The 26,148-nt window shown below is 39.1% G+C and carries 26 protein-coding genes; 10 read left to right on the forward strand and 16 right to left on the reverse strand.

Translation table 11 applies throughout. The annotated features are described in order from the left end of the window. Window positions 1-26: 26 nt before the first annotated feature. The 7 genes from ACN0TV_RS08690 (at window position 27) to ACN0TV_RS08720 (ending at window position 6,395) form a co-directional block, all read left to right on the forward strand. Window positions 27-791 carry a tetratricopeptide repeat protein gene (locus tag ACN0TV_RS08690; protein WP_417362087.1) on the forward strand — a complete coding sequence of 255 codons (765 nt, stop codon included), beginning with the start codon at window positions 27-29 and terminating at the stop codon, window positions 789-791. 76 nt (window positions 792-867) lie between these two features. Beyond that, on the forward strand, window positions 868-1,377 hold the full coding sequence (gene ribH / locus ACN0TV_RS08695) for a 6,7-dimethyl-8-ribityllumazine synthase (RefSeq protein ID WP_417362089.1): 510 nt from the start codon (window positions 868-870) through the stop codon (window positions 1,375-1,377). A 177-nt stretch (window positions 1,378-1,554) separates the two neighbouring features. Then, window positions 1,555-1,848, forward strand: a complete 294-nt coding sequence (locus ACN0TV_RS08700) for a hypothetical protein (RefSeq protein ID WP_417362091.1) — start codon at window positions 1,555-1,557, stop codon at window positions 1,846-1,848. After that, window positions 1,848-3,689 carry a DNA mismatch repair endonuclease MutL gene (gene mutL / locus ACN0TV_RS08705; protein WP_417362093.1) on the forward strand — a complete coding sequence of 614 codons (1,842 nt, stop codon included), beginning with the start codon at window positions 1,848-1,850 and terminating at the stop codon, window positions 3,687-3,689. The genes ACN0TV_RS08700 and mutL overlap by 1 nt, the downstream gene beginning before the upstream one ends. A gap of 4 nt (window positions 3,690-3,693) precedes the next feature. After that, entirely contained in the window at window positions 3,694-4,437 is a 744-nt protein-coding gene (locus tag ACN0TV_RS08710) for a rhomboid family intramembrane serine protease (protein ID WP_417362095.1), read from the forward strand. A 42-nt stretch (window positions 4,438-4,479) separates the two neighbouring features. After that, the gene (locus ACN0TV_RS08715) at window positions 4,480-5,349 is read left to right on the forward strand and encodes a rhomboid family intramembrane serine protease (RefSeq protein ID WP_417362097.1); all 870 of its coding nucleotides are present in this window, start codon (window positions 4,480-4,482) and stop codon (window positions 5,347-5,349) included. 32 nt (window positions 5,350-5,381) lie between these two features. Continuing rightward, window positions 5,382-6,395 carry an endonuclease/exonuclease/phosphatase family protein gene (locus tag ACN0TV_RS08720; protein ID WP_417362099.1) on the forward strand — a complete coding sequence of 338 codons (1,014 nt, stop codon included), beginning with the start codon at window positions 5,382-5,384 and terminating at the stop codon, window positions 6,393-6,395. Here the strand turns inward: ACN0TV_RS08720 and ACN0TV_RS08725 are convergent. From ACN0TV_RS08725 to ACN0TV_RS08760, 8 genes are all read right to left on the reverse strand, one after another. Next, window positions 6,384-6,704, reverse strand: a complete 321-nt coding sequence (locus tag ACN0TV_RS08725; RefSeq protein WP_417362101.1) for a DUF6122 family protein — start codon at window positions 6,702-6,704, stop codon at window positions 6,384-6,386. The genes ACN0TV_RS08720 and ACN0TV_RS08725 overlap by 12 nt on opposite strands. Then, a complete protein-coding gene (locus tag ACN0TV_RS08730; RefSeq protein WP_417362103.1) occupies window positions 6,701-7,336 on the reverse strand; it encodes a WbqC family protein in 636 nt (211 codons plus the stop codon). The genes ACN0TV_RS08725 and ACN0TV_RS08730 overlap by 4 nt, the downstream gene beginning before the upstream one ends. 27 nt (window positions 7,337-7,363) lie before the next feature. Continuing rightward, entirely contained in the window at window positions 7,364-8,923 is a 1,560-nt protein-coding gene (gene lepB, locus ACN0TV_RS08735) for a signal peptidase I (protein ID WP_417362105.1), read from the reverse strand. Window positions 8,924-9,023: 100 nt separating this feature from the next. Then, on the reverse strand, window positions 9,024-9,725 hold the full coding sequence (gene dapB / locus ACN0TV_RS08740; protein ID WP_417362107.1) for a 4-hydroxy-tetrahydrodipicolinate reductase: 702 nt from the start codon (window positions 9,723-9,725) through the stop codon (window positions 9,024-9,026). Between the two features lie 19 nt (window positions 9,726-9,744). Continuing rightward, on the reverse strand, window positions 9,745-10,506 hold the full coding sequence (locus ACN0TV_RS08745; RefSeq protein WP_417362108.1) for a DUF5683 domain-containing protein: 762 nt from the start codon (window positions 10,504-10,506) through the stop codon (window positions 9,745-9,747). Continuing rightward, on the reverse strand, window positions 10,506-11,402 hold the full coding sequence (locus tag ACN0TV_RS08750) for a ParB/RepB/Spo0J family partition protein (protein ID WP_417362110.1): 897 nt from the start codon (window positions 11,400-11,402) through the stop codon (window positions 10,506-10,508). Before ACN0TV_RS08750 ends, ACN0TV_RS08745 begins: the two co-directional genes overlap by 1 nt. Continuing rightward, a complete protein-coding gene (locus ACN0TV_RS08755; RefSeq protein WP_417362112.1) occupies window positions 11,403-12,176 on the reverse strand; it encodes a ParA family protein in 774 nt (257 codons plus the stop codon). It lies immediately after the preceding gene. Between the two features lie 169 nt (window positions 12,177-12,345). Then, the gene (locus tag ACN0TV_RS08760; protein ID WP_417362115.1) at window positions 12,346-13,224 is read right to left on the reverse strand and encodes an SDR family oxidoreductase; all 879 of its coding nucleotides are present in this window, start codon (window positions 13,222-13,224) and stop codon (window positions 12,346-12,348) included. Window positions 13,225-13,420: 196 nt separating this feature from the next. Between ACN0TV_RS08760 and nirK the strand changes: the two genes are divergently transcribed. The 3 genes from nirK to ACN0TV_RS08775 all read left to right on the forward strand — a co-directional run bounded on the left by nirK (window position 13,421) and on the right by ACN0TV_RS08775 (window position 16,394). After that, complete coding sequence (nirK, locus tag ACN0TV_RS08765) at window positions 13,421-14,851, forward strand: copper-containing nitrite reductase (protein ID WP_417362117.1); 1,431 nt, start codon at window positions 13,421-13,423, stop codon at window positions 14,849-14,851. 183 nt (window positions 14,852-15,034) lie between these two features. After that, window positions 15,035-15,751 (forward strand): formylglycine-generating enzyme family protein, encoded by a 717-nt coding sequence (locus ACN0TV_RS08770; RefSeq protein ID WP_417362119.1) that lies wholly within the window; start codon window positions 15,035-15,037, stop codon window positions 15,749-15,751. Window positions 15,752-15,770: 19 nt separating this feature from the next. Beyond that, a complete protein-coding gene (locus tag ACN0TV_RS08775) occupies window positions 15,771-16,394 on the forward strand; it encodes an SCO family protein (protein ID WP_417362121.1) in 624 nt (207 codons plus the stop codon). Between the two features lie 29 nt (window positions 16,395-16,423). Here the strand turns inward: ACN0TV_RS08775 and ACN0TV_RS08780 are convergent, their stop codons facing one another. The 8 genes from ACN0TV_RS08780 to udk form a co-directional block, all read right to left on the reverse strand. Further along, window positions 16,424-17,647: a hypothetical protein gene (locus ACN0TV_RS08780; RefSeq protein ID WP_417362123.1), complete on the reverse strand. Its 1,224-nt coding sequence runs from the start codon at window positions 17,645-17,647 to the stop codon at window positions 16,424-16,426. Window positions 17,648-17,905: 258 nt separating this feature from the next. Further along, on the reverse strand, window positions 17,906-18,628 hold the full coding sequence (gene ric / locus ACN0TV_RS08785; protein ID WP_417362125.1) for an iron-sulfur cluster repair di-iron protein: 723 nt from the start codon (window positions 18,626-18,628) through the stop codon (window positions 17,906-17,908). A gap of 7 nt (window positions 18,629-18,635) precedes the next feature. Continuing rightward, complete coding sequence (locus tag ACN0TV_RS08790) at window positions 18,636-20,879, reverse strand: nitric-oxide reductase large subunit (RefSeq protein ID WP_417362127.1); 2,244 nt, start codon at window positions 20,877-20,879, stop codon at window positions 18,636-18,638. A gap of 64 nt (window positions 20,880-20,943) precedes the next feature. Beyond that, window positions 20,944-21,372 carry an RrF2 family transcriptional regulator gene (locus ACN0TV_RS08795; RefSeq protein WP_417362129.1) on the reverse strand — a complete coding sequence of 143 codons (429 nt, stop codon included), beginning with the start codon at window positions 21,370-21,372 and terminating at the stop codon, window positions 20,944-20,946. A 68-nt stretch (window positions 21,373-21,440) separates the two neighbouring features. Further along, a complete protein-coding gene (gene scpA, locus ACN0TV_RS08800; protein WP_417362131.1) occupies window positions 21,441-23,570 on the reverse strand; it encodes a methylmalonyl-CoA mutase in 2,130 nt (709 codons plus the stop codon). Beyond that, window positions 23,567-24,940, reverse strand: a complete 1,374-nt coding sequence (locus ACN0TV_RS08805; protein WP_417362133.1) for a methylmalonyl-CoA mutase subunit beta — start codon at window positions 24,938-24,940, stop codon at window positions 23,567-23,569. The genes scpA and ACN0TV_RS08805 overlap by 4 nt, the downstream gene beginning before the upstream one ends. Before the next feature lie 163 nt (window positions 24,941-25,103). Next, window positions 25,104-25,430: an FtsB family cell division protein gene (locus tag ACN0TV_RS08810; protein WP_417362138.1), complete on the reverse strand. Its 327-nt coding sequence runs from the start codon at window positions 25,428-25,430 to the stop codon at window positions 25,104-25,106. Between the two features lie 2 nt (window positions 25,431-25,432). Continuing rightward, the gene (udk, locus tag ACN0TV_RS08815; protein ID WP_417362140.1) at window positions 25,433-26,041 is read right to left on the reverse strand and encodes a uridine kinase; all 609 of its coding nucleotides are present in this window, start codon (window positions 26,039-26,041) and stop codon (window positions 25,433-25,435) included. Between the last annotated feature and the right edge of the window lie 107 nt (window positions 26,042-26,148).

The raw sequence follows: 26,148 nt of genomic DNA on the forward strand, positions 1-26,148 counted from the left end.
GCCACGCTTAACAATATATCATTATTATGGCAACATATAAGAAACGAGGCTACAAGAAAGCTGTAGATAAGAGTGAAGAAGGACAAGGTGGACCAAGTACAACTAGAGATGTGTTCTCTGCCTTGGATGAAGGAGCAGGAAAAACTGAGGCATGGGTAATGGACAACCAAAAGATTCTTTTGGGTGTTATTGGTCTAGCCGTTGCAGTGGTGCTTGTGTTTTTGGGTTACCAACAATTCGTGGTAAAGCCTAAAGAAGCTGAAGCTTCTAATGAAATGTTTTTTGCACAACAACATTTTGACCAAGCTGTTCAAAGTACGCAAAACGATTCTCTATACGTATTAGCACTCAATGGAGCTGATGGCAAATACGGTTTGTTGGATATTATTGAAAATTATTCAGGAACTGAGGCTGCTAACCTTGCACAATACAGTGCTGGGATGTCTTTCTTGAATATCCAAAAATACGATCAGGCCATCGCGCATTTACAAGAGTTCAACTCTGATGATCAAATTTTAAGCTCATTGGCTTTAGGAGGTATTGGAGACGCTTTTGTTCAATTAGGACAACAGGCAGATGGTTTGAGTTATTACGAAAAAGCCATCAAGAATTCTTCGAATAATTTTACAACTCCAAAATTTTTATTCAAAGCCGGCGTGATCCTGCTTCAAGACGGAAAAGCTGAAGCAGCTGCAAAATATTTCAACAGAATTAAGGATGAATTCCCAAATTCTGAAGAAGGACGAACCATTGATATCTATATTGGAAGAGCAGAAACAGCTCAGAAATAATTAGAAATTGTTATTATTAATAAGAATTTGAACAATTACGAGTTGAAAAACGAGCAATAATCAATGATAAAATATTATGGCAACAGCAAATACTAATTTGTCTGCTTACGATAAGTCAACAATCCCAAATGCGAAGAATCTTCGATTTGGGATTGTTGTTTCTGAGTGGAATGCAACTATAACTGACAACCTATACCAAGGGGCTGTAGAAGCCTTGATCGATTGTGGGGCTATTGAAGATCATATCGTTAAATGGGATGTTCCAGGAAGTTTTGAGCTCGTCTACGGTGCTCGAAAAATGATCAATAGACACGATCCTGATGTAATCATTGTAATAGGCAGTGTTATTCAGGGAGAGACTAAGCACTTTGATTTTGTTTGTCAGGCTACTGCTCAAGGCATCATGGATATCAATTCTAGCTATGAGACGCCGGTAATCTTCTGCGTGCTAACGGATAATACAATGCAACAAGCCATTGATCGTAGTGGAGGTAAACATGGAAATAAAGGTGTCGAGGCTGCGATTGCCGCTATTAAAATGGCTGTTTTAGGTCGTGGCAGTACCTTTAGTGATGAATTGGATTAAGAGCGTGCCAAATACTTTGTGATATTTATAGATTTGGTCTTTCTTGTTAACAATTTTTAGGATTTAAAGCCTGAGTTTCTGCCGCTTTTTAAGTAATTTTGGTAATTAGGCTAGTGTGCACAATTGTAATATTTTGCTGTGGCGTGCGCTGCTATTATTAATTATAATTCAAGACTAGTGAGACTTCCAACACTTTTTAAAAGGCAAGCACCTAAGGCTTATAACTACAAGCCCAGGTATTATGATGAGCGAAAAGAACGTTTGGATGCCCTTATCAAAAGTAAGGAGTCACGTTCTGATGAAAAATATATCCAAGGATATAGACCTAAAGGTTTCAGAGATGACTGGAAGTCTGCTCGTAAAAGCAGCGGCGATAAAAATGCAAGACTGCGTTTTATTGTAATACTTATCATTCTTTTGTTGTTCGCATGGTATGCGCTTAAAGAAATTAATCTCGAGACTCTTTTTTAATGGCAGATATAATACAGCTTTTACCCGATCATGTTGCAAACCAAATAGCAGCCGGTGAGGTAGTACAAAGGCCGGCCTCAGTGGTTAAAGAATTGGTGGAAAATGCCGTTGATGCGGGGAGTACACTAATTCAGCTTATTGTTAAAGGAGCAGGTAAAACTCTTGTGCAGGTTGTTGATAATGGTAAGGGAATGAGTGAGCGAGACATGCTACTGTCAGTTCAGCGCCACGCTACTTCCAAAATAAGAACAGCTGAAGATCTTTTTCAACTGCATACCAAAGGGTTTAGAGGAGAAGCACTGGCGTCTATTGCCGCAATTGCTCATCTTGAAATTACAACACGACAAGAAGAAGATCAGGTAGGAGTACAGCTTAAAATTGAAGGTGGTGCTATTGGCGATACAAAACCTGTAGCCTGTGATGAGGGAACCTCTATAGCCGTTAAGAATTTATTTTTTAATATTCCTGCACGTCGTAACTTTCTAAAATCAGATACCGTTGAACTACGTCACATTATTGAGGAGTTCCAACGAATTGCACTAGCACACCCGGATATTCAATTTGATTTCTATCACAATAACTCAGAGTTGTTCAAATTGCCACCTTCAAACCTACGTCAACGTATTGTCAACGTATTTGGTGGTAAGACCAATGAGAAGTTGGTACCAGTGCAAGAGGATACAGGAGTGGTGAAAATAAGTGGTTTTATTAGCAAGCCTGCCTTTACAAAAAAGACCAGGGGAGAGCAGTTTTTTTTTGTCAATAACCGCTTTGTGAAAAATTCATACTTGCATCATGCAGTGAGCTCTGCTTTTGAGGGCTTGTTAAAACCTGGCTATCATCCAGGTTATTTTATCTTTCTACAGGTGGAACCATCCTCCATTGATATCAACATACACCCGACAAAAACAGAGGTGAAGTTCGATGAAGATCAAGCCATGTATGCCATCTTGCGATCAACTGTCAAACACAGCCTCGGACAATTTAATGTTACGCCTGCATTAGACTTTGACCGTGACGCAAACTTGGACACGCCCTATAGTTATGAAAACAAAGCTCCTCAGCTACCCGCTGTGGAAGTTGACTCCAATTTTAACCCTTTTAAGGAAGATAATAAAGGCAGCATTAAAGTGAAGTCTTATCCCAAGCATAATAAGGTGGAAGCCTCTTGGGAAAGTTTGTATGTATCTATGGATTCCGGTGACGATTATAATACGGTAAGTATTGAATCGGAATCTAGCAGTGAAGAATTATTCAGTGAACAGGAGACTGATTTTTCAGCCACCACCTATCAATTGCATAAAAAGTATATTGTCACGACCATTAAGTCCGGTATGGTGATCATCAATCAGCACCGTGCGCATCAGCGGGTGTTGTATGAACAATATTTAAAAAACATAACGGTAGATACCGGGAATAGTCAGCAATTGTTATTTCCGTTAGAACTAAAATTTTCTACCACTGAGATGGAGCTTTTGAAGTCCATTAAAGACAGTTTGGAGCGTACTGGGTTTGTGTTCTCAGAGATGACTAGTGATTCTATACAAGTCAGCGGAATGCCTCTGAATATCTCGGAAAGTGACGTTGGAGGCATCATTGATCAGTTGTTAGCTGATTTTCAGCAGGAGGTTCCTGAGTCATCACTCTCACAGTCCGATATACTGGCTAAGGCGATGTGTAGGACTTTGGCTGTAAAGAGTGGGACGCATTTAAATACTGTAGCTCAGGAATCTTTGGTAAACAATTTGTTTGCTACAAAGGAGCCTATGGTTTCTCCATTTCAAAAGCCTATATTTATTACGATGTCATTAGAGGAATTAGATAAACGATTTTTAGAATAGTAGCATGGGAAGAATAACAGAAGCGGTTAAGCATATATTGATTGTCAATGTGCTATTTTTTATTGGCACACAACTTATTGGTGATCAAATGTATCAATGGTTTTCACTGTGGTTTCCACAAAATCAAAATTTTCAACTTTGGCAGGTAGTCACCCATATGTTTATGCATGGTGGCTTTATGCATATTTTGTTCAATATGTATGCGCTGTGGGCTTTTGGAACGCCCATGGAACAGATGTGGGGACGAAATAAATTTTTGTTCTTCTATTTTTCAGCTGGTTTGGGAGCTGCCCTGATTCATACCTTGGTGAATTACTATCACTTCAATAATGGTATGCAGGCACTCTTGGAGGCAGGTTTTCAACAATCAGACATTCTAAGTGTTCTCGTAGAGGGTAAATACAATACGTCCTGGGAAAATATAATTCCTCCTGACATACTTCAGAACTTCCTGGATGCCTTTATGCGACCTGCCGTAGGTGCCTCAGGGGCGATTTATGGGGTGCTGGTAGCCTTTGGGATGATGTTCCCGAATGCGGAACTTATGTTGTTGTTTTTTCCGGTCCCAGTCAAGGCTAAATATTTTATTCCAGGTTTAATAGCATTGGATTTGTTTTCCGGGCTCTCCGGAAGCTCCATCTTCGGAGGAGGAATAGCCCATTTCGCGCATTTGGGAGGTGCACTATTTGGATTTATAATGGTTTGGTATTGGAAGCGAAGTCAATTTAAGAATAACCGTTGGGATTAATTATGACAGAAGATCAACGGTGATATAAACCAACATTTAAGTATGAGTATAAGGAATGACATAAAATTTAAGTTTTCAGCATTAAATATCGCTGAAAAGTTGATTGTAGTCAATACGGCTGTTTTTATTGTGAATGCCCTTGTGGTGTTTTTATTTCAATTGCCATTTGATTACATAATGCGCTGGTTTGAGCTTCCTAAAGGCTTTAGTAATTTTTTGATTCAACCATGGTCCTTGATTACTTATGCGTTTTTTCACGGCAGTTTTACACATCTGTTTTGGAACATGATCCTTCTGTTTTTTGTGGGGAAGTTTTTTCTAACCATACATACCACCAAGCAATTTATCAGTATTTATTTCTTAGGCGCCATGGCCGGGGGGCTATTATATTTGCTAAGCTATAACGTCTTCCCAGTTTTCTCTGGAGTGAACTCTTCTCTCATAGGGGCATCAGCCGCAGTAATGGCTGTTATGATTTATGTCTGTACCTATATGCCTAACATGGAAGTGCGATTGTTTTTTATTTTAAATGTAAAACTTTGGTATATTGGTGCTGCTTTAGTGTTGATTGATTTGGTGTCATTACCTTTCTCAAACTCAGGTGGACACTTGGCACATCTAGGTGGATCGTTACTTGGTTTTGTGTATGCCAAAAGGATGATGCAAGGTGATGATATCGGAAGAGGATTTAACGCAATAATAGATAGTGTGTCCGGACTTTTTAGTAAAAAGAAGAAGGCCCCAATGAAGACCGTGTACAGAGATAAGAAATCCACTACCCAATCAGGCTCTACGGTTACATCCGATCATCAGAAGAAAATAGATGCCATACTAGATAAGATTAGCAAAAGTGGATATGAAAGTTTATCCAAAGAAGAAAAAGACTATCTTTTTACTTCAGGTAAAGAATAACCAAGATTAAAATCAGAACTGACCAATAACCGATGAAAAAGTTAAGCTGGGCACATAAATTTGTTTTTAGTATTAATATTGTTGTGGCCGTACTTCTTATTTTGGGGTACGCTTCAGCCTATATACCTGTGAAATCGTTTCCTAGAATTTCTATTTACAGTCTTATTACGCCAGTGCTTATTGTTGTCAACATAATTTTCATGTTGTATTGGATGGTGAAAATTAAACGACAATTTCTACTTTCGTTCTTAATTCTTTTAATCGGTTACCCTAAGGTGAGTTCTCTGTATAAGTTTTCGGGTACTCAGGAGGTCGTCAGTAATGGAACCTTAAAGGTGATGACCTATAACGTACGCGTTTTTAATGTCTATAAATGGATCAAGGGAGAAGATGTTTTTGGTGAAATTAAGTCTCTAATCAAGGAAGAGAACCCTTCAATTTTGTGTTTTCAAGAATTTTATTACACTAAGGAAGGTATGTTTAATGAATTTCCATATCGCTATATAAACTATAAAACGCAGGAGACAGGTCAAGCCATATATTCCAAATTCCCTATTATCAACAAGGGATCCTTAGAATTTCCAAACTCAGGGAACAATGCTATTTTTGCTGATATCGTATGCGATAGTGATACCATTCGTGTTTATAATATACATCTGCAATCTTTTCATATTGACCCTGAAAGTGAGGAGATCAGCCAGAAAAACTCCTCTCGCTTGGCCAGTCGTATGGGGGCTGTGTTTTCTAAACAACAAGTGCAGACTGAGATCTTTGTTGAACATAAGAACCAAAGTCCTTATAAAACGATCACTTGCGGGGATTTAAACAATAATCAGTATTCTGCTATATACCAGCAAATAAAAGGTAATGATTTGGATAGCTTTGAGGAGCAGGGGGAGGGTACGGGAAAAACGTTTTATTTTAAGTATTTTCCTTTGCGTATAGACTTCATTTTTATGGATCCAAGGCTAGAGGTGGTCTCACATAAAAATCGTTATGAACAGCTCTCGGATCATTATCCTGTTATGACACAGTTACAGCTGTAAAGACATCAGCAAACAATCTGCACCGTCAGCTAGAATGTGCAGCAGTAATGCTAACCCTAAAATTCTAGTTTTTGGATAGACAAAAAGACAGAAGTATAATATGATTGCCCAAAAGGTGTGGAAGGTATGAAATCCTAAACTGCATCGATTAGCATCAAATATTGGATTGGCCCATAAATGATCCAGATCGATACAAATGCCTAACCATAAAATGACCAAGACTTCTTTGAATCGTTTACGATATAAAAACCATGCAATGAGAATGGGGACTATAAAGTGGATTCCGTAATGAACTATAAATCGAATCAAGGGATTTGGTTTAAGTCCAAGTTTAATACATAACTTAGTGCGTTAGGCCCTTCATTGAACAACAGATCCAATATGCTTAAGTTTGGTATAAAACCGTGCTTGTCGTCAAAAACTTGTACATAGGAGTCAAAGTCGCATTCGTGTTTTGTTTTAGCGTTTACCAAAGATCGTTTGTCTAGATATGAATCATATGTTGGCTGAAAATCCGAAGTGAATTCATAGGTGAAAGGTTCCAATTGCATGCATTCTGCTATGAGCTCCATACTCTCTAGGTTCATCTCAAAGAGAGAGTGGTGTTTCTTTTTGAAGAACGGTTTGAGCTCATCCTCGTAAAACTCAAAATAAGGAGAGGTGCGGTAGGCGGTCTCGATTGATTTCCAATGTTGTTTTTTCCAATCATAACAATCCTCTATGGTCACTGCATTGTACTTTTGATGAGCGCTACTTTTGGTGTGTACAATCGGGATAGATAATAATTGTTTTCCATTAGGACTATAGATATAGGCTCTATTTCTATAAGTCTGCTTTTGATAATTATCCTGGGATTCTATCACCAATTGTTCTTGGTGATGCGCTATGACCACCCAATGTGCCACAGAGGGAAAATATGTAGGATGTATGAGTGCGCTCATTTCCTTTTATAAATTCGAATTAAGGAATTAAGATTTTGAATTTTTACGTTTTCTGTAGACGCTATATCCATACCATAGCCCTATAGCTACCAAGAAATACATGAGGTAGGAACGAGGTTTGTCATCTCCACTCACTGTTGTGAAAACACGTTCCCAACGAATCTTATTCCAGAAAGGACCACTAGCATTACTGTCAAAACTCATCCATATAAATACGGGTTTTCCAACAATATGGTCGGCAGGTACAAAGCCCCAAAAACGACTATCTTCAGAGGCGTGACGATTGTCACCCATCATCCAATAGTAATCTTGTTTAAATGTATAATTCTCAGCCACCTCTCCGTTGATTAGGATTAGATCTCCACGAGTCTCGATGCTGTTGCCTTCGTAACGCTCTATAATGTGTTTATACAAAGGGAGTACCTTGGTACTTAAAGTCACGGTTTGTCCTGCTGCAGGAACGTAAAGGGGGCCAAATTGGTCTTGATTCCAAGGATAGTCTTCAGCATCATGTGGGAACACATCACTCATTCTAGTGCTTCCCTCGGCATCGATGTTTCTTTGAATCTTAACCACGTTAGGATTGTCCTTGAGTTGACTTGCTGCCTCATCAGTTAAAGCGGAAAAGAAGTAGACCCCTTCTTTAACTTTACCAAATCTTCCAGTCACTCCGTAACGATCATACATATATTGTGGCGTAAGCTCTCCTGTGGTTTGAACATAGTAGGAGAATTGTAATTTGGCGCGTCCGGGCAACTTATTTTGTTCCCCGTTAATGAAAACATAACCATCTCTTATCGATAGGGAATCTCCTGGTAATCCAACACAACGTTTAACGTAATTTGACTTTTTATCAATAGGTTTACGAATCTTTCGGTGTGTGATTTTAAAAAATTGTTCTACTGTATCAGTAGGCCAGTTAAATACCACGATGTCGTTTCTTTTAATATCTTGGAGAGCAGGAAGTCTAAAATAAGGTAGTTGTGGTTTGTCCAGATATGACTTGGTTTTAATTCCGGGTATGGTATCGTGTACCATTGGAAATGCAACAGTGGTCATCGGTGTACGCGCTCCGTAGTGAAACTTACTTACAAATAAGAAATCTCCGACTAATAAGGTTTTTTCCAGGGAGGAAGTTGGAATCACGAAAGGCTGCATGAAATAGGTGTGTACCAAAGTTGCAGCAACTACTGCAAAGAGAATCGAACTTACCCATTCTCCGGTAGCAGTCCGTGGTTTTAAACTACGATCCTTTATATAGGTTACATCTAAAGCGTAGTTGACATAATAAATGTAAAGCCCTAGAGTGAGCACGGCTAGCCAAGTATCTGCGGTACTGTTTTTTCCATAACTACGAATTGTTTCAACCCAAACTACAGGAAACATAATGAGGTTGATGATGGGAATGAAAAGTAAAATAACCCACCACCAAGGACGGTTTATAATTTTCATCAGTACTACTGCGTTATACACAGGAATTAGTGCTTCCCATGGCTTTCTACCAGCTTTTACATACAATTTCCAAGTTCCTGCAAAATGAATAACTTGTAGGACGAGAAAGAATATAAACCATTGCGTTATAGTCATAATTTTTGGTTTAGCTTAAAGTAAATTTTTTAAAACTATTTCGGTAAAAATAAAATTTAAAAGCACATTAGATTCGCTATATCTGCTTTAAATTCAGTTTTTAACCCAAGTTTAACACGTCTTTCATGGTGAATACCCCTTGTTTTCCAACGATCCACTCAGCTGCGACAACAGCCCCAAGAGCGAAGCCTTCACGGCTATTTGCAGTATGTGTCAAGGAGATACTGTCAATTTCATTTTCATAGCTCACAGTATGCGTGCCCGGTACAGCATCAATTCTCTTAGCTACAATTTGGATTTCATCCGCTTTAGGATCCTCTAGGGTCCATTTTGTTTTATCGGTATGTTTTATAATACCCTCAGCTAAAGTGATTGCCGTTCCACTTGGTGCATCTAATTTCTGAGTATGGTGAATCTCTTCCATACTTATCCCGTATTGCGAGTGGTTGTTCATGATCTTCGCTAGATACTCATTAATCTGGAAGAAGATATTAACACCGAGGCTATAGTTAGATGCGTAAATAAAGGCGCCATTATGTTTTTTACACAATGCTACTGCTTCGGGATATTTATCAAGCCATCCCGTGGTTCCGCTAATCACCGGAATTCTGTTTTCCAGGCAGAGTGTAATGTTGTTAAAGGCAGCATCAGGAATACTAAAGTCGATGGCTACATCAGCCTTAGAGATATCTGTTGCTGTACTATTGATGTCTATTTTGGCAATAATTTCGTGACCACGGCTCAGGGCAATCTTTTCAATCATTTTCCCCATTTTCCCATACCCTAATAAGGCTATTTTCATCGGTATTGTTTTAAAAATATTAAAAATCCAAACTTAGACTAAGTCCGTAATTTGGATTGTAATTCAGTTGATTTTGCTCAATATACGGTTTGAGCGATATGTTTTCATTGACGTTAAATTGTTTTAAATGCGCATCCACATTAGCATCGACGATATTTAAAACATATAATCCAATAGTGATCAGCAGTGAAAGGTCACGATTACGCTGGTAGAATTCCTGTGCATCTCTTAGGGCATCATCACTTACATCTGGACTTCCAGGGGAGATTCCATCCCCGTTAATGTCGTAAAACTCATCATCGTAAAAGCCTGCGAGACGTCTCTTGTAGGCATCACGGTAACGATTGTAGTTATTGGTGTTCTCGATATAAAAATACGCACCAGTTCCGATAGCTCCGTAAACAAAAGGAAGTTTCCAGTAACTTTTGTTGTATATCTGGCCTAGGCCTGGAAGTATAGCGGAATAAAACGCAGCCTTTGCAGGAGAGAGAGGGTCGATATCAACAGCTATTTTTGCGATGCTATCACGTTTTTGCTGTCTTTTGAATTGCCTGATTTCTTTTTTTGACAAGGTATCACTAGAAACGGTGTCTTGAACCGTTGAAAAATGTAAACTGTCTTTTGCTTCTTCTTCCAATTTTAGGAGTTCCCGTTTGGTCATTTCATGAATGGGATCCATTTCGGCTTGTTGGTTCGAAGTGGAATCTTTTTGCTTCTCCTGAGCCGTGATGACAAAATGAAAAAGCAAGAAAAAAAATATGGATAAACCTTTTTTAAGCACTATTTAAGAAGTTTAGTAAGACGTATAAAATCCTCTTTTGAATGGAATGGAATGATAAGTTTTCCCTTCCCGTTCTTTGCTACTTTAACGTCGACTTTTGAAGAAAAGTATTCTGTTAACTCATTGACATTTTCTGAGATATAATCTGGAACTTCTTCTGTAGCACCTTTTGAGGCATTTTGGTCCTTGTCGGTTTGATACACGCGAACTAATTTTTCAGTATCCCGTACGGACAAGCCTTCTGATATTACTTTTTCGTAAATCTCGAGCTGATCCTTTTTGTTCTCTATATTGATCAGTGCACGACCGTGTCCCATACTTACAAAACCATCTCTCATTCCAGTCTGGATGATAGGGTCTAGTTTTAGTAAACGTAAATAGTTGGTGATCGTCGAACGTTTCTTACCTACACGATCACTTAGTTGTTCCTGTGTGATGTTGATCTCATCGATGAGTCGCTGGTAGGAAAGCGAGATCTCGATTGGATCTAAATCCTGCCGTTGAATGTTTTCCACCAAGGCCATCTCGAGAGACTCTTGATCATTCGCAATTCTAATGTAAGCTGGGATTAATTTCAACCCCGCCAATTTTGAGGCTCGCAATCTTCGTTCACCAGAGACCAGTTGGTATTGGTTGAAATCTGTTTTACGAACTGTAATAGGTTGAATCACTCCTAGTTCACGAATAGAGGTGGAGAGTTCTTTTAATGTTTCTTCGTTAAAATTCGTTCTAGGCTGGAATGGGTTTACTTCTATAGAATCTATATCCAGTTCCACAATGCTACCCACCACCTTATCGGCATTCTTATCCGAAGCCGTTTTGATATCGTTATCGGGATCCTTAAGTAATGCGGACAAACCTCTTCCTAAAGCCTGTTTTTTTGTTGCTTTTGCCATTTACACCGTTTGCTTATTCTTCTTAATTATCTCGTGTGCCAGACTTAAGTAGTTCGTGGCACCTTTACTAGTAGCGTCGTAGTTGATAATGGTTTCTCCGTAACTTGGAGCTTCACTCAATCGCACATTTCTTTGGATAATGGTTTCAAATACCATTTCGCTAAAGTGCTTTTGAACCTCTTCTACGACTTGGTTGGATAGTCTAAGTCTTGAATCGTACATCGTAAGCAATAGGCCTTCAATATCCAGATTCGGGTTGTGTATCTTTTGTACGCTTTTGATTGTGTTGAGTAACTTTCCCAATCCTTCTAATGCAAAATACTCGCATTGAATTGGGATAATTACGGAATCAGATGCGGTTAAGGCATTTAATGTTAATAAGCCAAGCGATGGCGCACAGTCTATCAATATGTAATCATAGGAATTCCTAAGGTTCTCAATAGCCTTTGCCAACATATATTCCCGCTGATCTTTGTCGACTAGCTCGATTTCAATAGCGACCAAGTCAATATGTGCAGGTATAAGTTCAACGTTTGGGGATTCCGTTTTTACAATAGTTTCTTCGGGGGTTAACGAATGTTCTAACAATTGATAAGTGCCTCCTTCTACCGACTCAACATCAATTCCTAGACCGGAAGTAGCATTTGCTTGAGGATCAGCATCAATAAGCAATACTTTTTTTTCAAGTACGCCCAATGAAGCTGCTAGATTAATGGAAGTAGTGGTCTTGCCAACACCGCCTTTTTGATTTGCTACAGCAATTACTTTGCCCATGAGTTTAATTCGATTTTAGTAAGGTAATTTTAGTCAGGTAAAAATACGATTATTTGTGAGTTTAGAAAATGAATTTTGTTAACAGTTAGCCAACAAAGTAATTAACAACTACAATTTGGTCCTAATTAACGAAAATGGGGATGAATTTTAATATTTTATTCCTAAAATATTACTTTTTATTTGCACGGATCATGGCCTCGAGCTGATCCCACATTGTTTCTGGGATAGCCTCCAATATATTAAATTGACCAGCGCCCTTTAGCCACTCTCCACCATCTAAAGTAATGACTTCTCCATTAAGGTAGGCCGAAAAATCAGAGACCATATATGCAGCAAGATTGGCGAGCTCTTGATGCTCTCCAACTCTTTTAAGAGGTACTTTTTTAGCCAAGTCAAATTTTTCTTTTAAATCTCCAGGTAACAGACGATCCCAAGCTCCCTTGGTTGGGAAGGGACCTGGTGCAATGGCGTTAAATCGCATACCGTATTTAGCCCATTCTACGGCCAAACTACGTGTTAGTGCTAAAACACCAGCCTTAGCAGTTGCTGAAGGTACCACATAAGCAGATCCAGTCCATGCGTAGGTGGTCACAATATTTAATACCGTAGTATTGGTTTGTTTTTGGTCTATCCAGTGCTTACCAAAGGCCAAAGTGCAATTTTTTGTTCCTTTTAAAACAATATCTATAATGGTGTCAAAAGCGTTAGCAGAAAGTCGTTCTGTAGGGGAAATAAAATTACCCGCTGCATTGTTTAGAAGCACATCAATTTTTCCAAATTTTTCGGTGACGGCACGATGCATGGCCTCAACCTCATCGTAATTTCGTACATCACAGGCCACCGGAAAGCAATTTCCGCCTGTGATATCCTCTAGTTCTTGAGCTGTTTTTTGTAATTTTTCTATATTTCTAGAAGTGATGGCTACGTTTGCCCCTAATTCTAAGAAGTAACTAGTCATTGCTTTACCTAGACCACTGCCACCTCCAGTCACTACTATAGTCTTCCCTTTGAGGGCATCATCACGAAGCATTTTTTTGGTATAATCCATCTTTTTAATTCATTTATAAACTTTATAACATTTTTTCTCTTACACCCAAATGTAAACTATTTTATTTAATTTTGGCTTTGAATACAGTAGTAAAATATGACTTAAGTCATATTCTGAATGAGCGGTTCTACGTATATTTGTATTAAATAAGACAAAATTGTCCTATTTATTGAAATCCTAATTAAATTCAACAGTTATGAGTAATGTGATTAAGTTTTTTGCGTGTCTCTTACTAGTATATTCTTGCTCAACAAAGAATGAAAAAATAGTAGACTTAGAGCACCTCGATGTAGAATTAGAAATGGTCGCGGATCTAACATCACCGCCTAATGTACCAAAACCAACGGCGAAAAGAAAAGCCAAAAAGTTGATTGTGGACATGGAAATTGTAGAAAAGGAAATGGAGTTGGCTGATGGAGTAAAGTATATTTTCTGGACTTTTGGAGGAACGGTTCCTGGTAGTTTTATCAGAGCCAAAGTAGGGGATGAAATCATGTTTACATTAAAGAACCACCCAAACAACAAACTGCCACACAACATCGATTTGCACGCAGTTAATGGACCTGGTGGGGGAGCTGAGTCGTCCTTTGTGGCTCCGGGTTATGAAAAGTCATTCTCTTTTAAAACTCTGAACCCTGGATTGTTCGTATACCACTGTGCTACAGCACCTGTAGGGATGCATATTGCTAATGGTATGTATGGATTGATTTTGGTAGAGCCGGAAGAAGGTTTACCACCAGTAGATAAGGAGTACTATATTATGCAAGGGGATTTCTATACCAAGGGAAAAACTGGAGATAGAGGACTTCAACCTTTCGACATGGAGAAAGCCATGGCCGAAGAGGCGGATTACGTGGTATTTAACGGGAACACTGGTTCTATGGTTGGAAAGAACGCGATCACTGCTAAAGCTGGTGAAACTGTCCGATTATTTGTCGGTAATGGAGGTCCAAATCTAGTGTCATCTTTCCATGTAATTGGAGAGATATTCGATAGGGTTCATGTTGAGGGAGGTGATCTGATAAACAAGAATGTTCAAACCACCTTGATTCCTGCTGGAGGTGCAGCTATCGTAGAATTCAAAGTTAATGTTCCCGGAAATTATGTATTGCTGGATCACTCTGTGTTCAGAGCATTTAACAAAGGAGCCTTGGCCCAACTTCAAGTTGCTGGAGACGAAAACTTAAAAGTGTTCTCTGGTGAATTAAGAGAGGGAATTTATCAACCTGAAGGAGGTGCAATTCAAGAAATGCCATCTAATAATAAAGTTATTCCACCACCGGCCGCAATGGATTTGGCTGATCAGATGGCCTACGGTAAGCAAGTCTATATGACAACCTGTTTTGCCTGCCACCAGGCAGAAGGGCAAGGAATTCAGTCAGTGTTCCCTCCCTTGGCATCTTCAGATTACTTAAATGCTGATGTAGATAGATCTATTAAAGTCGTCTTACAAGGATTACAAGGAGAGATTACCGTTAACGGTAATACCTATAATAACGTGATGCCAAGTCAGGGATTAACAGATGAGGAGATTGCTAACGTCATGACTTATATCTACAATAGTTGGGGCAACTCTAAAGATCGTGTTACCCCTGCAATGGTGGCCAAAATAAGAGCTGGAGAGTAGCGATTTATTGTAAAAAGGGGTTGTTGAATTTTAGAGTGATTTTTAATCAGCGGCCCCCTTTTCGAATCACTTCACTGCTGATAAACGGCTCTTGTGATTGTATAACAATAACGAATTGATGTCATGATGAAGGAAATTAAAAGTTACTGCGTTTTTTTTATATGTTTTTTGATAACCACTGTAATGCTAGCTCAGCAAACAGCTATGGCGCTTATAGAAGCCGGGGAGTACATTCCGCTTTACGGCAATGATACCGTAGCAGTTAAGGTCCAAACTTTTCTTATCGATAAGTATCCGGTTACAATGAAGGATTACTTGAAATTTGTAAAGAGTAATCCATCTTGGAAACGTTCAGATGTCAAAGCTATTTTTGCTGATAAAAATTATCTGATAAGTTGGGAAAAAGATGACCAATTAGGAGATCAACTCAATGAAAATGCTGCTGTGAATTATGTGTCTTGGTTTGCTGCCAAGGCCTATTGTGAATGTCAAGGCAAGCGTTTGCCTACTCTAGATGAATGGGAGTATGTAGCCATGGCGGATGAGGTTAATAAGGATGCTCGCAAGGATGTGGATTACACAGAGAAAATTCTAGCTTGGTATGAGACTCCAAATACAGCAACCATAAGTGTGGGACAGGCTGAACCAAATTACTGGGATGTCTATGATATGCACCAATTGGTCTGGGAATGGACCATGGATTATAACTCAGTGATGTTATCCGGCGAGTCCAGAAGGGATGTAGATAGCGATCAAAACCTGTTTTGTGGCGCTGCATCTATCGGAGCTACGGATCTGATGAACTATGCCGCTTTTATGCGATATGCCTTTAGAGGGAGTGTTAAGGCGCGCTATACACTGAAGAACCTAGGGTTTAGATGTGCATCTGATATAAAATAAAAATGAAAATAAAACACATATGAAAGGATTTAAAGTAATGGTATTATTGCTTATGAGTTTATGTATCTCATGTAATACGAATAATAAAGAGAAAGCTGATGATCAAAATCCAACCCATGTGGTGAGCAGCGATGAAGCCATCTCTGAAATGTCAATATACAATTTGCCTTCGCAATGGACGAATCAGGAAGCAGAGGACGTTAACTTCGTGGATTATCGTGGTAAGGTATTAGTGACTGTTATGATTTATACCTCCTGCCAGATCGCTTGTCCACGATTGGTGGCGGACATGCGGACCATTAAGGATCGTCTACCTGCGGATCAATTGGATAAGGTGAAAATGTTACTCATAAGTATTGATCCGAAGACCGATACTCCAGAGCGCCTAAAAGCTTTTGCCATGGAAAACAAGATGGATCAAGATCCTTGGGTATTCTTGAGATCTACAGAGGCCAATACGCGTGAATTTGCAGCAGTGTTGGCGGTTAATTACCGCAAAATATCACCTGTTGATTTTTCGCACTCGAATATTATCAGTGTGTTTAACGATAAAGGTGAACTCGCTTTTCAACAAGAAGGAATTAATGTCGGGCCTGATGCCATTGTTAAACAGGTTGAAAAGGCAATTGCAGCTATGAAATAAGGAGTTAAGGCGCCATCTATGTCTTTGGGCTAGGTTGTTTCTGAGTTTGTGTTTAGGTTGATTTTAGCCACTGAGCTTTGCAGCACACTAATGAGTAACATAAGTATACCCAGAACCAATAGGACACTTCCAATAAACAACCACATATAATATTGGGGTAGCCCAGAACCTAACCTAAGGATATAGATTAAACCCTGAATGAAAAGAAGTAACTCCGTGGCGACTATTCCAGCTAGAAATAAATAGGCTCCCCATTTAAAACAAAAGAGACTGGATATTTTTAGACTCCGGTGGAAATAAGCAAAAAGCAAACTGCTGATAATACCTAGCATAAAGAGGTGGATAAATCCAATCACTAGATTTCGGTAAAGGTGTGCCTGTTCTGCTATAAATGGCACACATGAAAATATTTGGGTAACTACTTTGACCATAAAACAAAAGACGGCAAAGCGGTATAGGTTTTTTACAAGTACGCTTTGAGTTTTCAGATAACTATCAAGAGGTTTACACAGTAACTGCACTAAATAATACAACATCACCAGTTGTAGTAAAACACCTAAGGTGTTAATCCAGAAAAGCACACTAACATCCAAGTACCAACTAGCAGGAAATGCAAAGGTCAATATCGTAGATACGATGGCGAGTTTATAAACCTTATTAACCAAGGTGCTATTGGGTATCTGAAGTATTTTTAACAGCATAGATAGCACTGCAAATAAGAACCATCCATTGAATTGAAAATGGAGAAAATACTGAATTGCCAATTGGTATAATGGAGACGATTTTCCAAATTGAGTAACCGTTGGCCCTAAACACCATACACCGATGGTGGAAAGTATCATAAATAAAAAGGCCCAACGCATAAATTTGTTAGCGGGGTTTGTAGGTTTAATTTCTTTAAGACAGTAGTAGGCCAAAAAGTAACTGCAGAAGATATGTAGGGTAGAGAAGCTTATGGATATCGCCGCATAGCCTTGAAAAGGAAAACTAAACAGCATCCCTAAAACGGCCAATTGAGTCACCCAAAACAAGCGTTTATATTTTTTTATAGAGCCTTTGATATACCAGCCTACAACAAAACATTGTATGGATAGATAAACCCATCCTAACATAGCGATATGAGAATGCGCGTGGGTTAAAAATTTAAAATTAAAACCGGAAGTTGGATAGATATACAAGAACCGAAGGAATAGTCCCAGTGTTGCGGCAATTAGAAAATTACTCAAAGACAGGCTCATGAATTTTTTTTCCATTACATGGAGGTATCAGGATGAATTTTGGTTGGCATAAAGGTATAAAAGTTGCCACTAAGTTGGATGATATGGAGCTGAAAGATTTGATGAAACCTAGGATTTTTTAACTTAAAATTAAATAACCATAAGTGACTCAAGGGTAAAGTCGAATCACTTATGGCAGAACAAACTTAGGAACAAAAACTCAAAACAAATCGTCCATCAAGAGCTCTTTTTAGTAACAAAAGCAATGCTTTTGTTATGGTTTGGTGCTGAGTTTTAAACCAAAGCACTCTCTAATTCAATAGCCCTAGGAAACAGAATATTGTTTTCCAAGTGGATATGCCTGTGGAGGTCTTTTTCAAATTCATCCAACATGGCATAGGTAATTCTATAGGTGTTGCACGCATCTGCTGGAGGGGTGTAATTGCTAGATAATTCACTAATCTTGACAAATCGATCTCCCTCGTTCTCATGTTCCTGCATCATCATAGCGATTGGATTTTTAACGGTTCCAAACCCTGGAGGCGTCCATGTTGTACCCTGATTTTGGGTGATTTCCATTTTTTTGATCTGTGGGAAGAGCATAAGCTCTTCTTTTTTCATATGAGCCGCAAGATCACCCGCGGTGTATTGGAAATGTTCGTGAATTTCAAAAAGTTCCGGATGTGCCTCTCCATGTACCTTGCAAAGCTTTGCTAAGAATTGTAAAAGGATTGGACTCTTTTCCTCTATATAGCGGTGATGCGTAGGGACGATATGATCGACAAGTTTGGCTAAAGACCAAGTCCTTGGATCGTCAACACCTCTTTCTGCTGTTTCTAGGGCTTCTCTTAGCTCAGCTTCCAGTTTATTCGGATCGATATTTTTCTTCTCACACACATCATTAATTACTCTGTTACCCCGGCAACAAAAATCTATTCCGTGGTTGTAAAACACTGCGGCAGTTCTAAAATTTTCTGCCACGACTTCACCAATGGTTTCTTTCATTATATTTTCCATGACTGTACTATTTTGAATTAATTTTATTTTTAATAGTTAAATCGAATACGAAATAACAACAACTTAGAATTCCAATTGCAAATATGACATCACCAAAGGTTCTCAACCATTTCAAGGTGATCATTGTTGGATGCTGCATGAGCTCAGAGGATCTCGCATACCACATACCGTGTTCGATACTTTCAACTGCTTGCCATACTCCGATAGGAAGTAGACTTAGAAGTGCCATACCGAGCAATCCGATGTTTAATGACCAGAACGTGATGCCAATTAAGCGATCATTCCATTTTACATTTCTGTATAAGCTCCTTAGGACAAAGAGCATCAAACCAATACCTAACATTCCGTAGACACCAAACAGTGCAGTGTGTGCGTGAAGTGCGGTGGTGTTTAGACCTTGGATGTAATACAGGGCAATCGGTGGATTAATAATAAATCCGAAGACCCCAGCTCCAAGGAAGTTCCAGAACGCCACAGCGATCATAAAGTAGATAGGCCATTTGTAGTCCTTTATCCATTGTGTAGATTTGGTTACTTTATAGTTGTGATAAGCCTCATATCCTATGAGTGTTAAAGGAACGACTTCTAAGGCGCTAAAAGTGGCTCCAAGAGCCATGACTGCTGTTGGTGTTCCACTGAAGTATAAATGGTGGAAGGTTCCTAAAATACCTCCAGACATAAATACAATAGTAGCAATAAGAACGTTTAATGTTGCTGTTTTGGTTTTTAAAAGACCAAGTCTTACAAAAAGGAAGGCGATTACCACAGTGGCAAAGACTTCGAAAAATCCTTCTACCCATAAGTGAACAACCCACCATCTCCAGTATTCAGCAATAGCCAAGTTTGTTTGTCTTCCCCACATGAGTCCTGCTCCGTAGAATAACGCGATGGCACAACAAGATATCAGGAATAAAATGATGAGGTTTTTTTCCGCTGTTTTTTGTCTTATAATGGCAATTAGAGGTCGAATCATTAAAGCCAACCAAATAAATAAACCAACAAACAAGAATAACTGCCAGAACCTTCCTAGATCCACATATTCATACCCTTGGTGTCCAAACCAAAAGTTGTCAATAAGGTCTAGTTTTTGCATCACACCCATCCATTGTCCAATCATAGATCCTACTACGATAACCAATAAGGAGAAGAAGAGTAGGTGTACGCCTAGACTTTGGTATTTAGGATCTTTCCCGGAAACTGCAGGTGCTATATATAGTCCGGTTGCCAACCAAGCAGTAGCAATCCAGAAAATCGCAAGTTGGGTGTGCCAAGTTCTTGAGACAGCATATGGAAGGAACTGATCTAGTGGAATACCGTATAAGCCATCACCTTCAACCCCATAATGAGCCGTAATAATTCCAAGTAACATTTGGAGAACCATCAGCAGACATACCACCCAGAAATAGTTCTTGGTTAATTTCATAGAAGGTGTAATCCCTTGTTTGAGAAGTGGATCTTCAGCAGGTCTTAGCATTTCTTCGTCACCTCCAGATCTTACATGGTGAAACACCATCACACCAATACATAAAATAAGTAGTATGATACTCACGCCGGACCATGCTAATAGCTCAGTGGTAGCTTTGTTACCTACCAAATCATCTGCCGGCCAGTTGTGGGTATAACTCACCTTTGAATCAGGACGCTCTGTAACCGTTGCCCAGGTTGCCCAAAAGAAGAATGCGTTAAGTTGCTTTAGCTTCTCGGGATCCTTAAGAGAGTTCTTTGGAATAGCATAATCCTGCCTAAGTTTATCAAACTCGGGATCATCAGTAAATAGTGCGCTATAATAAGAGGACAGTTCTTCTATTGCGTTTGCACGCTCCTCAGATATCGTAATAACTTCACTACTTTTTTCAAAGGTGTTTTTTCGAATGTATTCCTGAAGTACTACTTTTAAAGCAGCCTGCTGTGCTGGAGTTGCCTGCTGATAATCCTTGTTGTATTCTTGGTGAGAATATTGATCGAGGATCAATAGTGCCTCACGGTGCAGCCAGTCAGCAGTCCAGTCAGGTGCCTGATAGGCTCCGTGACCCCATATTGATCCAACTTCCTGACCTCCTATACTTTGCCAGACATTTTGGCCATCTAAGATGTCTTGTTCAGTAAAGATAACTGTTCCATCTTCGGTTTGTACAGATTTTGGAACTGGGGGCATTTCTTGGTAAATTTCAAATCCGTAATATCCCAAGACTCCAAAGGAGAGTATCATTACGGCCGAAAATAATATCCATAGTTTTCGTTCTTTGTTCATTGCTTATAGTTCATTAAATCGGACAATTATGTCCTATTTTACTTTAAATTTTTTTAAATCGTTGTTAAATCTTTAAAACAGTTGTTCCATCGTCAAGCTTAAGCGCGAGTTCTTTTAAAGAAGTGCTTTCCAACATTACTTTTAAATTTTCGCGAACAACTTTGAATTTATCATGAATAGGGCAAGGGTTAAGCTCATCACACTTTACAAGTCCCAGGCCACATCCTTTATAAACATCATCACTATCTATAGCATTGACGATTTGAGATAATTTAAGTTCTTCAGGATTGTGAATTTCGAAGCCTCCTCTGGCGCCCTTTATGGAGGTGACCACCTGGTTTCTAGCTAAATCTTGTAATATTTTAGCTGTAAATGCAACGGGTGAATCGATCTCGGCTGCAATTTCTTTTAAACTCACTCGCGTATTTCTAAGCGAATTTTGTGTAATATAAATTGCTGCTTTAATTCCGTATTCACATGCCTTTGAAAACATAAACATCTTTTTTATTGGTACAAATATACACTGAAAATTTAATTAGGACAAAAATATCTTATTTAAATTTAATCTATCAAAATCTCCAAAATTGTTATGGCTGCCTCACTGATTTTAGTACCTGGACCAAATACGGCTACCACACCATTATCAAATAAAAATTCATAATCTTTTTTGGGAATAACACCACCGACGATAACCATGATATCTTCTCTTTGGTATTTTTTTAAAGCCGCCATTATCTCTGGAACTAGGGTTTTATGCCCTCCAGCCAGAGAGGAGATCCCTAGGATGTGAACGTCGTTTTCTACAGCCTGTTTCACGGCTTCTGTCGGGCTTTGAAACAAGGCGCCTATATCCACATCAAATCCGATATCTGCATAACCTGTTGCAACCACTTTGGCGCCTCTATCATGGCCATCTTGTCCCATTTTGGCAATCATAATACGCGGTCTTCGTCCGTCTTGCTCTGCAAAGCGATCTGCGAGTGCTCTAGCTTTTTCAAAGCTGCTATCTTTTTTCACTTCCTTGGCATATACGCCGCTGAACGATTGTACTTGAGCCTTATAACGTCCGAAACTGTTTTCAAGGGCCGTTGAAATTTCACCTAAAGTAGCACGCTCTCTTGCGGCATTAATAGTTAAATCTAATAAATTTCCTTGGCCTGATTGTGCTACCTGTTCGATTTTCTGTAAACAATCCTGTACTTTGGCATTGTCTCTGTTTTTCTTAAGTTGTTCTAGGCGTTGGATCTGACCTTGGCGTACTGCGTGATTATCTACTTCTAGTACTTCCAAAAAGTCTTCATCAGGTGATATGTATTTGTTGACACCTATGATCAGGTCTTGGTCGCTATCAATTCTGGCTTGTTTTCGAGCTGCGGCTTGTTCGATACGCATTTTAGGGATACCTGAGCTAATCGCCTTGGTCATCCCACCAAGCGATTCAATCTCCTGTATATGTTGCCATGCTTTTTGTGCGATATCTGCCGTGAGTCGCTCTACATAGTAACTTCCTGCCCATGGATCCACCGTTTTGGTAATTCCAGTTTCCAATTGCAAATACAATTGGGTGTTTCTGGCAATCCTAGCCGAAAAGTCGGACGGAAGGGCTATGGCTTCATCCAAGGCATTGGTGTGCAGGGATTGTGTGCCTCCAAATGCTGCGGCGGCAGCCTCTATACACGTTCTAGCAACATTGTTAAAGGGGTCTTGCTCCGTTAAACTCCATCCACTGGTTTGGCTATGCGCTCTAAGTGCGCTGGACTTGTCTTTTTTGGGATTGAATTGTCGCAGTAGTTTGGCCCATAGCATTCTACCTGCCCTTAATTTGGCTATTTCCATAAAGTGATTCATCCCGATTCCCCAGAAAAATGAAAGTCTGGGTGCAAAAACATCAATATCCATCCCAGCGGATAGTCCTGTTTTTATGTATTCTAGTCCATTGGCCAAGGTATAGGCTAGCTCAATATCTGCTGTCGCTCCTGCTTCTTGCATATGATAACCAGAGATGCTGATACTGTTAAACTTTGGCATTTTACGACTGGTGTATTCAAAAATATCGGCAATAATCTTGATCGATGGTTCGGGTGGATAGATATAAGTATTGCGCACCATAAACTCTTTGAGAATATCATTCTGAATGGTCCCCGAGAGTTGATCTGGCGATACGCCTTGTTCTTGAGCCGCAATGATATAAAATGCCATAATAGGTAGCACTGCGCCATTCATGGTCATGGAAACCGAAATCTGATCTAGTGGGATTTGGTCGAATAATACTTTCATATCCTCCACACTGTCAATGGCGACTCCTGCTTTTCCCACGTCAGCATTCACCCTAGGGTGATCCGAATCATATCCTCTGTGGGTTGCTAGATCAAAGGCAACAGACAGTCCTCTTTGTCCGGCGGCGAGGTTTCTTCTGTAAAACGCATTGCTTTCTTCTGCTGTTGAAAAACCGGCATATTGTCTAATAGTCCATGGCTTTCTCACATACATTGTGGTATATGGACCACGTAAATAGGGAGGAAAACCAGCAGTAAAATTTAGATGATCCAGCTGTGCAATATCGTCTTTTGTATACAGCTGTTTTAGGCTAATATTTTCAGCGGTATTATATTCAGTATTGTTTGTTTGAGCCTTTGGGCCGTATAATGTGTCAAACTTCAACTCAAGCTCTTGGAAATCTTTCCTGTTCATGTGTCTTGGGTTTTTAGGCGTTGTTTTTCATTTTGTTCTGACAAGCGTCTCTCTATGATGGGTTCGATCAGTGTCTTTCGTGGATTGGTCTTTACAAAAGGATAAAGCTCCAAGTTTTCAGACATCTGGTCTTGTGGATTTTCAAAGCTATTGGTGCCTACTAGTACTATTTGCTTTTCTTCGAATTTAGTAGCTTCTTTGGCAGCATTTTCTCTGATTTTTTTTTGGATCTGATGCCCCATAAGTTGGGTGATAAAACCACCACTTTTCTCGATTTGTTTGAAGAGCTTGAATGCCTTATCACACATTTCGCGACAGACATCTTCAATATAATAGGCTCCATCAGCAGGATTCCTTACGGTATCAAAGTAACTCTCATGTCTTAAAATTAACAGCTGATTTCTGGCGATCCTTTTTGAAAATTCATTATCCTTGTGGTATATGGCGTCATATGGAAGAAAAGAAATACTATCCGATCCTCCTAAAATAGCACTCATGTACTCTGTAGTAGTTCTGAGCATGTTTACGTTGTAATCATACAAGGTTTTATTCCTTTTAGAAGGCGTGCTGTGTATAAACAATTTTGATGCGCTTTGATGTGCTCCAATCAAATTTGCCCACAATACTCGAAAGGCTCTCAGCTTGGCAATTTCAAAGAAGTAATGTCCTGATACGCTATTGCGTATGCAGTAGTTGGGTGTAGATCCTTCGAAATAATTTAAGTACTCATTGGCATGTGCAAGAGTGTAGGCTAATTGCTGTACCATATTAGCGCCTGCATTTTGGTATAAGCCTGCATCTATGGAAATTGAACTTTCGACATATTTGTTCCCTTGAATCTTGTTTTGAATCTGGGAGAGTTGCTCAAAGTCTTTTTCTTGGTTTTGGTACCAGTTTCCATCTCTGGCTAATTGGCCAATACTATCGATATGAAAATGAAGTTTGGTTTGTTTATCTGCGAAAAAGGAGGTGATTTTGTCTATAAAATCTGCAGAGAGGAATTCGCATTGGAACTCTAACTGAAGTCCTTGTAATGGGATCTGATCAAATACAGCTTCTAATGAAATGTCTTGGGATGCCACTATGAGGTAAAGACATTCGGAGCCGCTTTCAAGAGCCGTACGAATGCTACTGTTAGAAGCGCTTTCGTTTTTTACATATATTTTTTCTGCAATTTTCCATCCTTGGTGATGTATAGCAATGGAATCCACATTATCATAGGAGTGATAAAATGGTTTAATGTTAATATCTTCTGCAGTTCTGCTGATGAGAACTTCATTGTAATCCTGGCCATTTAACTCATATTGGATTTTTTGTTTCCACTGTTTTGCCGTAATCTCATCAAAGTCGCTAAATAGAGAATTTTGCATGCTTGTTAGTTTTAGAGATTAAAGATAAGATCTTGTATCGAATTCACAATCTATAAGGGACTATATCTTAACCGCCTGTGAATCCTGGTAAAGATACAGGACTAAATGCAATTCACCACAGCACAGTACTTTAAATGTCAATTCCAACTGTGATTATTTGTAGCTATTCTGGCGGTATACTGTCCTGATATTCAATCAGGTAAATCTCTTCGTTCTCTTTCTTTAGGTAGTATTTTTCGCGAGCGTACTTTTCGAGGTCCTCCTTGCTTTTAAGATTCCTTAAAATCTTTTTATCATCAGCAATCTCTGTTTGTAAATGATTTTTTTGTTCTTGGAGCTTTTCAATTTCATTATTGAGCTCTCTATGCGTAAACCACCAGGAATTGGTGTCGAAAAAGAGCATCCATATTACAAATAGGGTGAGCACCAATACATAAATATTGGAAAAAAATTTAAACCATCTGGATTTTCTAATCTCTTGAAATGTCATGCTTATATCAGGCGCTCGTTAATAATAGTACGCACAATGTTAACCGCTACGGTATTGTATTTATTGTTTGGTATAATAATATCTGCGAATTCTTTAGTTGGTTCGATGAATTGTTGGTGCATAGGTTTTAGCGTCGTTTGATACCTGTTGAGTACTTCGTCGACATCTCTTCCTCTTTCACAAATATCCCTTTTTATTCTTCGTATTAAACGCTCATCCGAATCTGCATGAACAAATATCTTGATGTCAAACAGCTCCCTTAACTTTGGATGGGTCAATATAAGGATTCCTTCGATAATCATCACCTTTCTAGGGTGCGTTATCACTGTATCTTTTGTACGGTTGTGTTTTACAAAGGAATACACGGGTTGTTCGATAATTTGGTTGTCCTTTAATTTTAATAAGTGTTTGTACAATAAATCAAAATCGATGGTTCTTGGGTGATCAAAATTGAGTTTTGTCCGCTCTTCATAGGTCAAGTGGGAGGTGTCCTTATAATAGGAATCTTGAGATATTACACCAACTTCATTCTCTGGAAGTTCATTGACAATTTGGTTGACCACCGTAGTTTTTCCACAACCTGTACCACCTGCTATTCCTATAATAAGCATTCGTTATATTTTTTTACAAAAATAGAAAATTCGTGGGTTTTAAAAATTTGAAATTAACAAAAGCTTGAACCCGGTTGAAAAATAGCTGAAATCACCTTAGTGGAACA

This window comes from Galbibacter sp. (assembly GCF_048266365.1).
Classification (GTDB): domain Bacteria; phylum Bacteroidota; class Bacteroidia; order Flavobacteriales; family Flavobacteriaceae; genus Galbibacter.

Bases quoted from the DNA above. Each gene is read 5' to 3' on its own strand.
- ACN0TV_RS08810 (WP_417362138.1), bottom strand. From the start codon at position 25,430: ATGACATTTCAAGAGATTAGAAAATCCAGATGGTTTAAATTTTTTTCC.
- scpA (WP_417362131.1), bottom strand. From the start codon at position 23,570: ATGAACAGGAAAGATTTCCAAGAGCTTGAGTTGAAGTTTGACACATTA.
- udk (WP_417362140.1), bottom strand. From the start codon at position 26,041: ATGCTTATTATAGGAATAGCAGGTGGTACAGGTTGTGGAAAAACTACG.
- ACN0TV_RS08750 (WP_417362110.1), bottom strand. From the start codon at position 11,402: ATGGCAAAAGCAACAAAAAAACAGGCTTTAGGAAGAGGTTTGTCCGCA.
- lepB (WP_417362105.1), bottom strand. From the start codon at position 8,923: ATGACTATAACGCAATGGTTTATATTCTTTCTCGTCCTACAAGTTATT.
- ACN0TV_RS08795 (WP_417362129.1), bottom strand. From the start codon at position 21,372: ATGTTTTCAAAGGCATGTGAATACGGAATTAAAGCAGCAATTTATATT.
- ACN0TV_RS08780 (WP_417362123.1), bottom strand. From the start codon at position 17,647: ATGGAAAAAAAATTCATGAGCCTGTCTTTGAGTAATTTTCTAATTGCC.
- ACN0TV_RS08775 (WP_417362121.1), top strand. From the start codon at position 15,771: ATGAAAGGATTTAAAGTAATGGTATTATTGCTTATGAGTTTATGTATC.
- ribH (WP_417362089.1), top strand. From the start codon at position 868: ATGGCAACAGCAAATACTAATTTGTCTGCTTACGATAAGTCAACAATC.
- ACN0TV_RS08760 (WP_417362115.1), bottom strand. From the start codon at position 13,224: ATGGATTATACCAAAAAAATGCTTCGTGATGATGCCCTCAAAGGGAAG.
- nirK (WP_417362117.1), top strand. From the start codon at position 13,421: ATGAGTAATGTGATTAAGTTTTTTGCGTGTCTCTTACTAGTATATTCT.
- ACN0TV_RS08690 (WP_417362087.1), top strand. From the start codon at position 27: ATGGCAACATATAAGAAACGAGGCTACAAGAAAGCTGTAGATAAGAGT.
- ACN0TV_RS08805 (WP_417362133.1), bottom strand. From the start codon at position 24,940: ATGCAAAATTCTCTATTTAGCGACTTTGATGAGATTACGGCAAAACAG.
- ACN0TV_RS08770 (WP_417362119.1), top strand. From the start codon at position 15,035: ATGCTAGCTCAGCAAACAGCTATGGCGCTTATAGAAGCCGGGGAGTAC.
- ACN0TV_RS08710 (WP_417362095.1), top strand. From the start codon at position 3,694: ATGGGAAGAATAACAGAAGCGGTTAAGCATATATTGATTGTCAATGTG.
- ACN0TV_RS08720 (WP_417362099.1), top strand. From the start codon at position 5,382: ATGAAAAAGTTAAGCTGGGCACATAAATTTGTTTTTAGTATTAATATT.
- ACN0TV_RS08755 (WP_417362112.1), bottom strand. From the start codon at position 12,176: ATGGGCAAAGTAATTGCTGTAGCAAATCAAAAAGGCGGTGTTGGCAAG.
- ACN0TV_RS08715 (WP_417362097.1), top strand. From the start codon at position 4,480: ATGAGTATAAGGAATGACATAAAATTTAAGTTTTCAGCATTAAATATC.
- ric (WP_417362125.1), bottom strand. From the start codon at position 18,628: ATGGAAAATATAATGAAAGAAACCATTGGTGAAGTCGTGGCAGAAAAT.
- mutL (WP_417362093.1), top strand. From the start codon at position 1,848: ATGGCAGATATAATACAGCTTTTACCCGATCATGTTGCAAACCAAATA.
- dapB (WP_417362107.1), bottom strand. From the start codon at position 9,725: ATGAAAATAGCCTTATTAGGGTATGGGAAAATGGGGAAAATGATTGAA.
- ACN0TV_RS08790 (WP_417362127.1), bottom strand. From the start codon at position 20,879: ATGAACAAAGAACGAAAACTATGGATATTATTTTCGGCCGTAATGATA.
- ACN0TV_RS08730 (WP_417362103.1), bottom strand. From the start codon at position 7,336: ATGAGCGCACTCATACATCCTACATATTTTCCCTCTGTGGCACATTGG.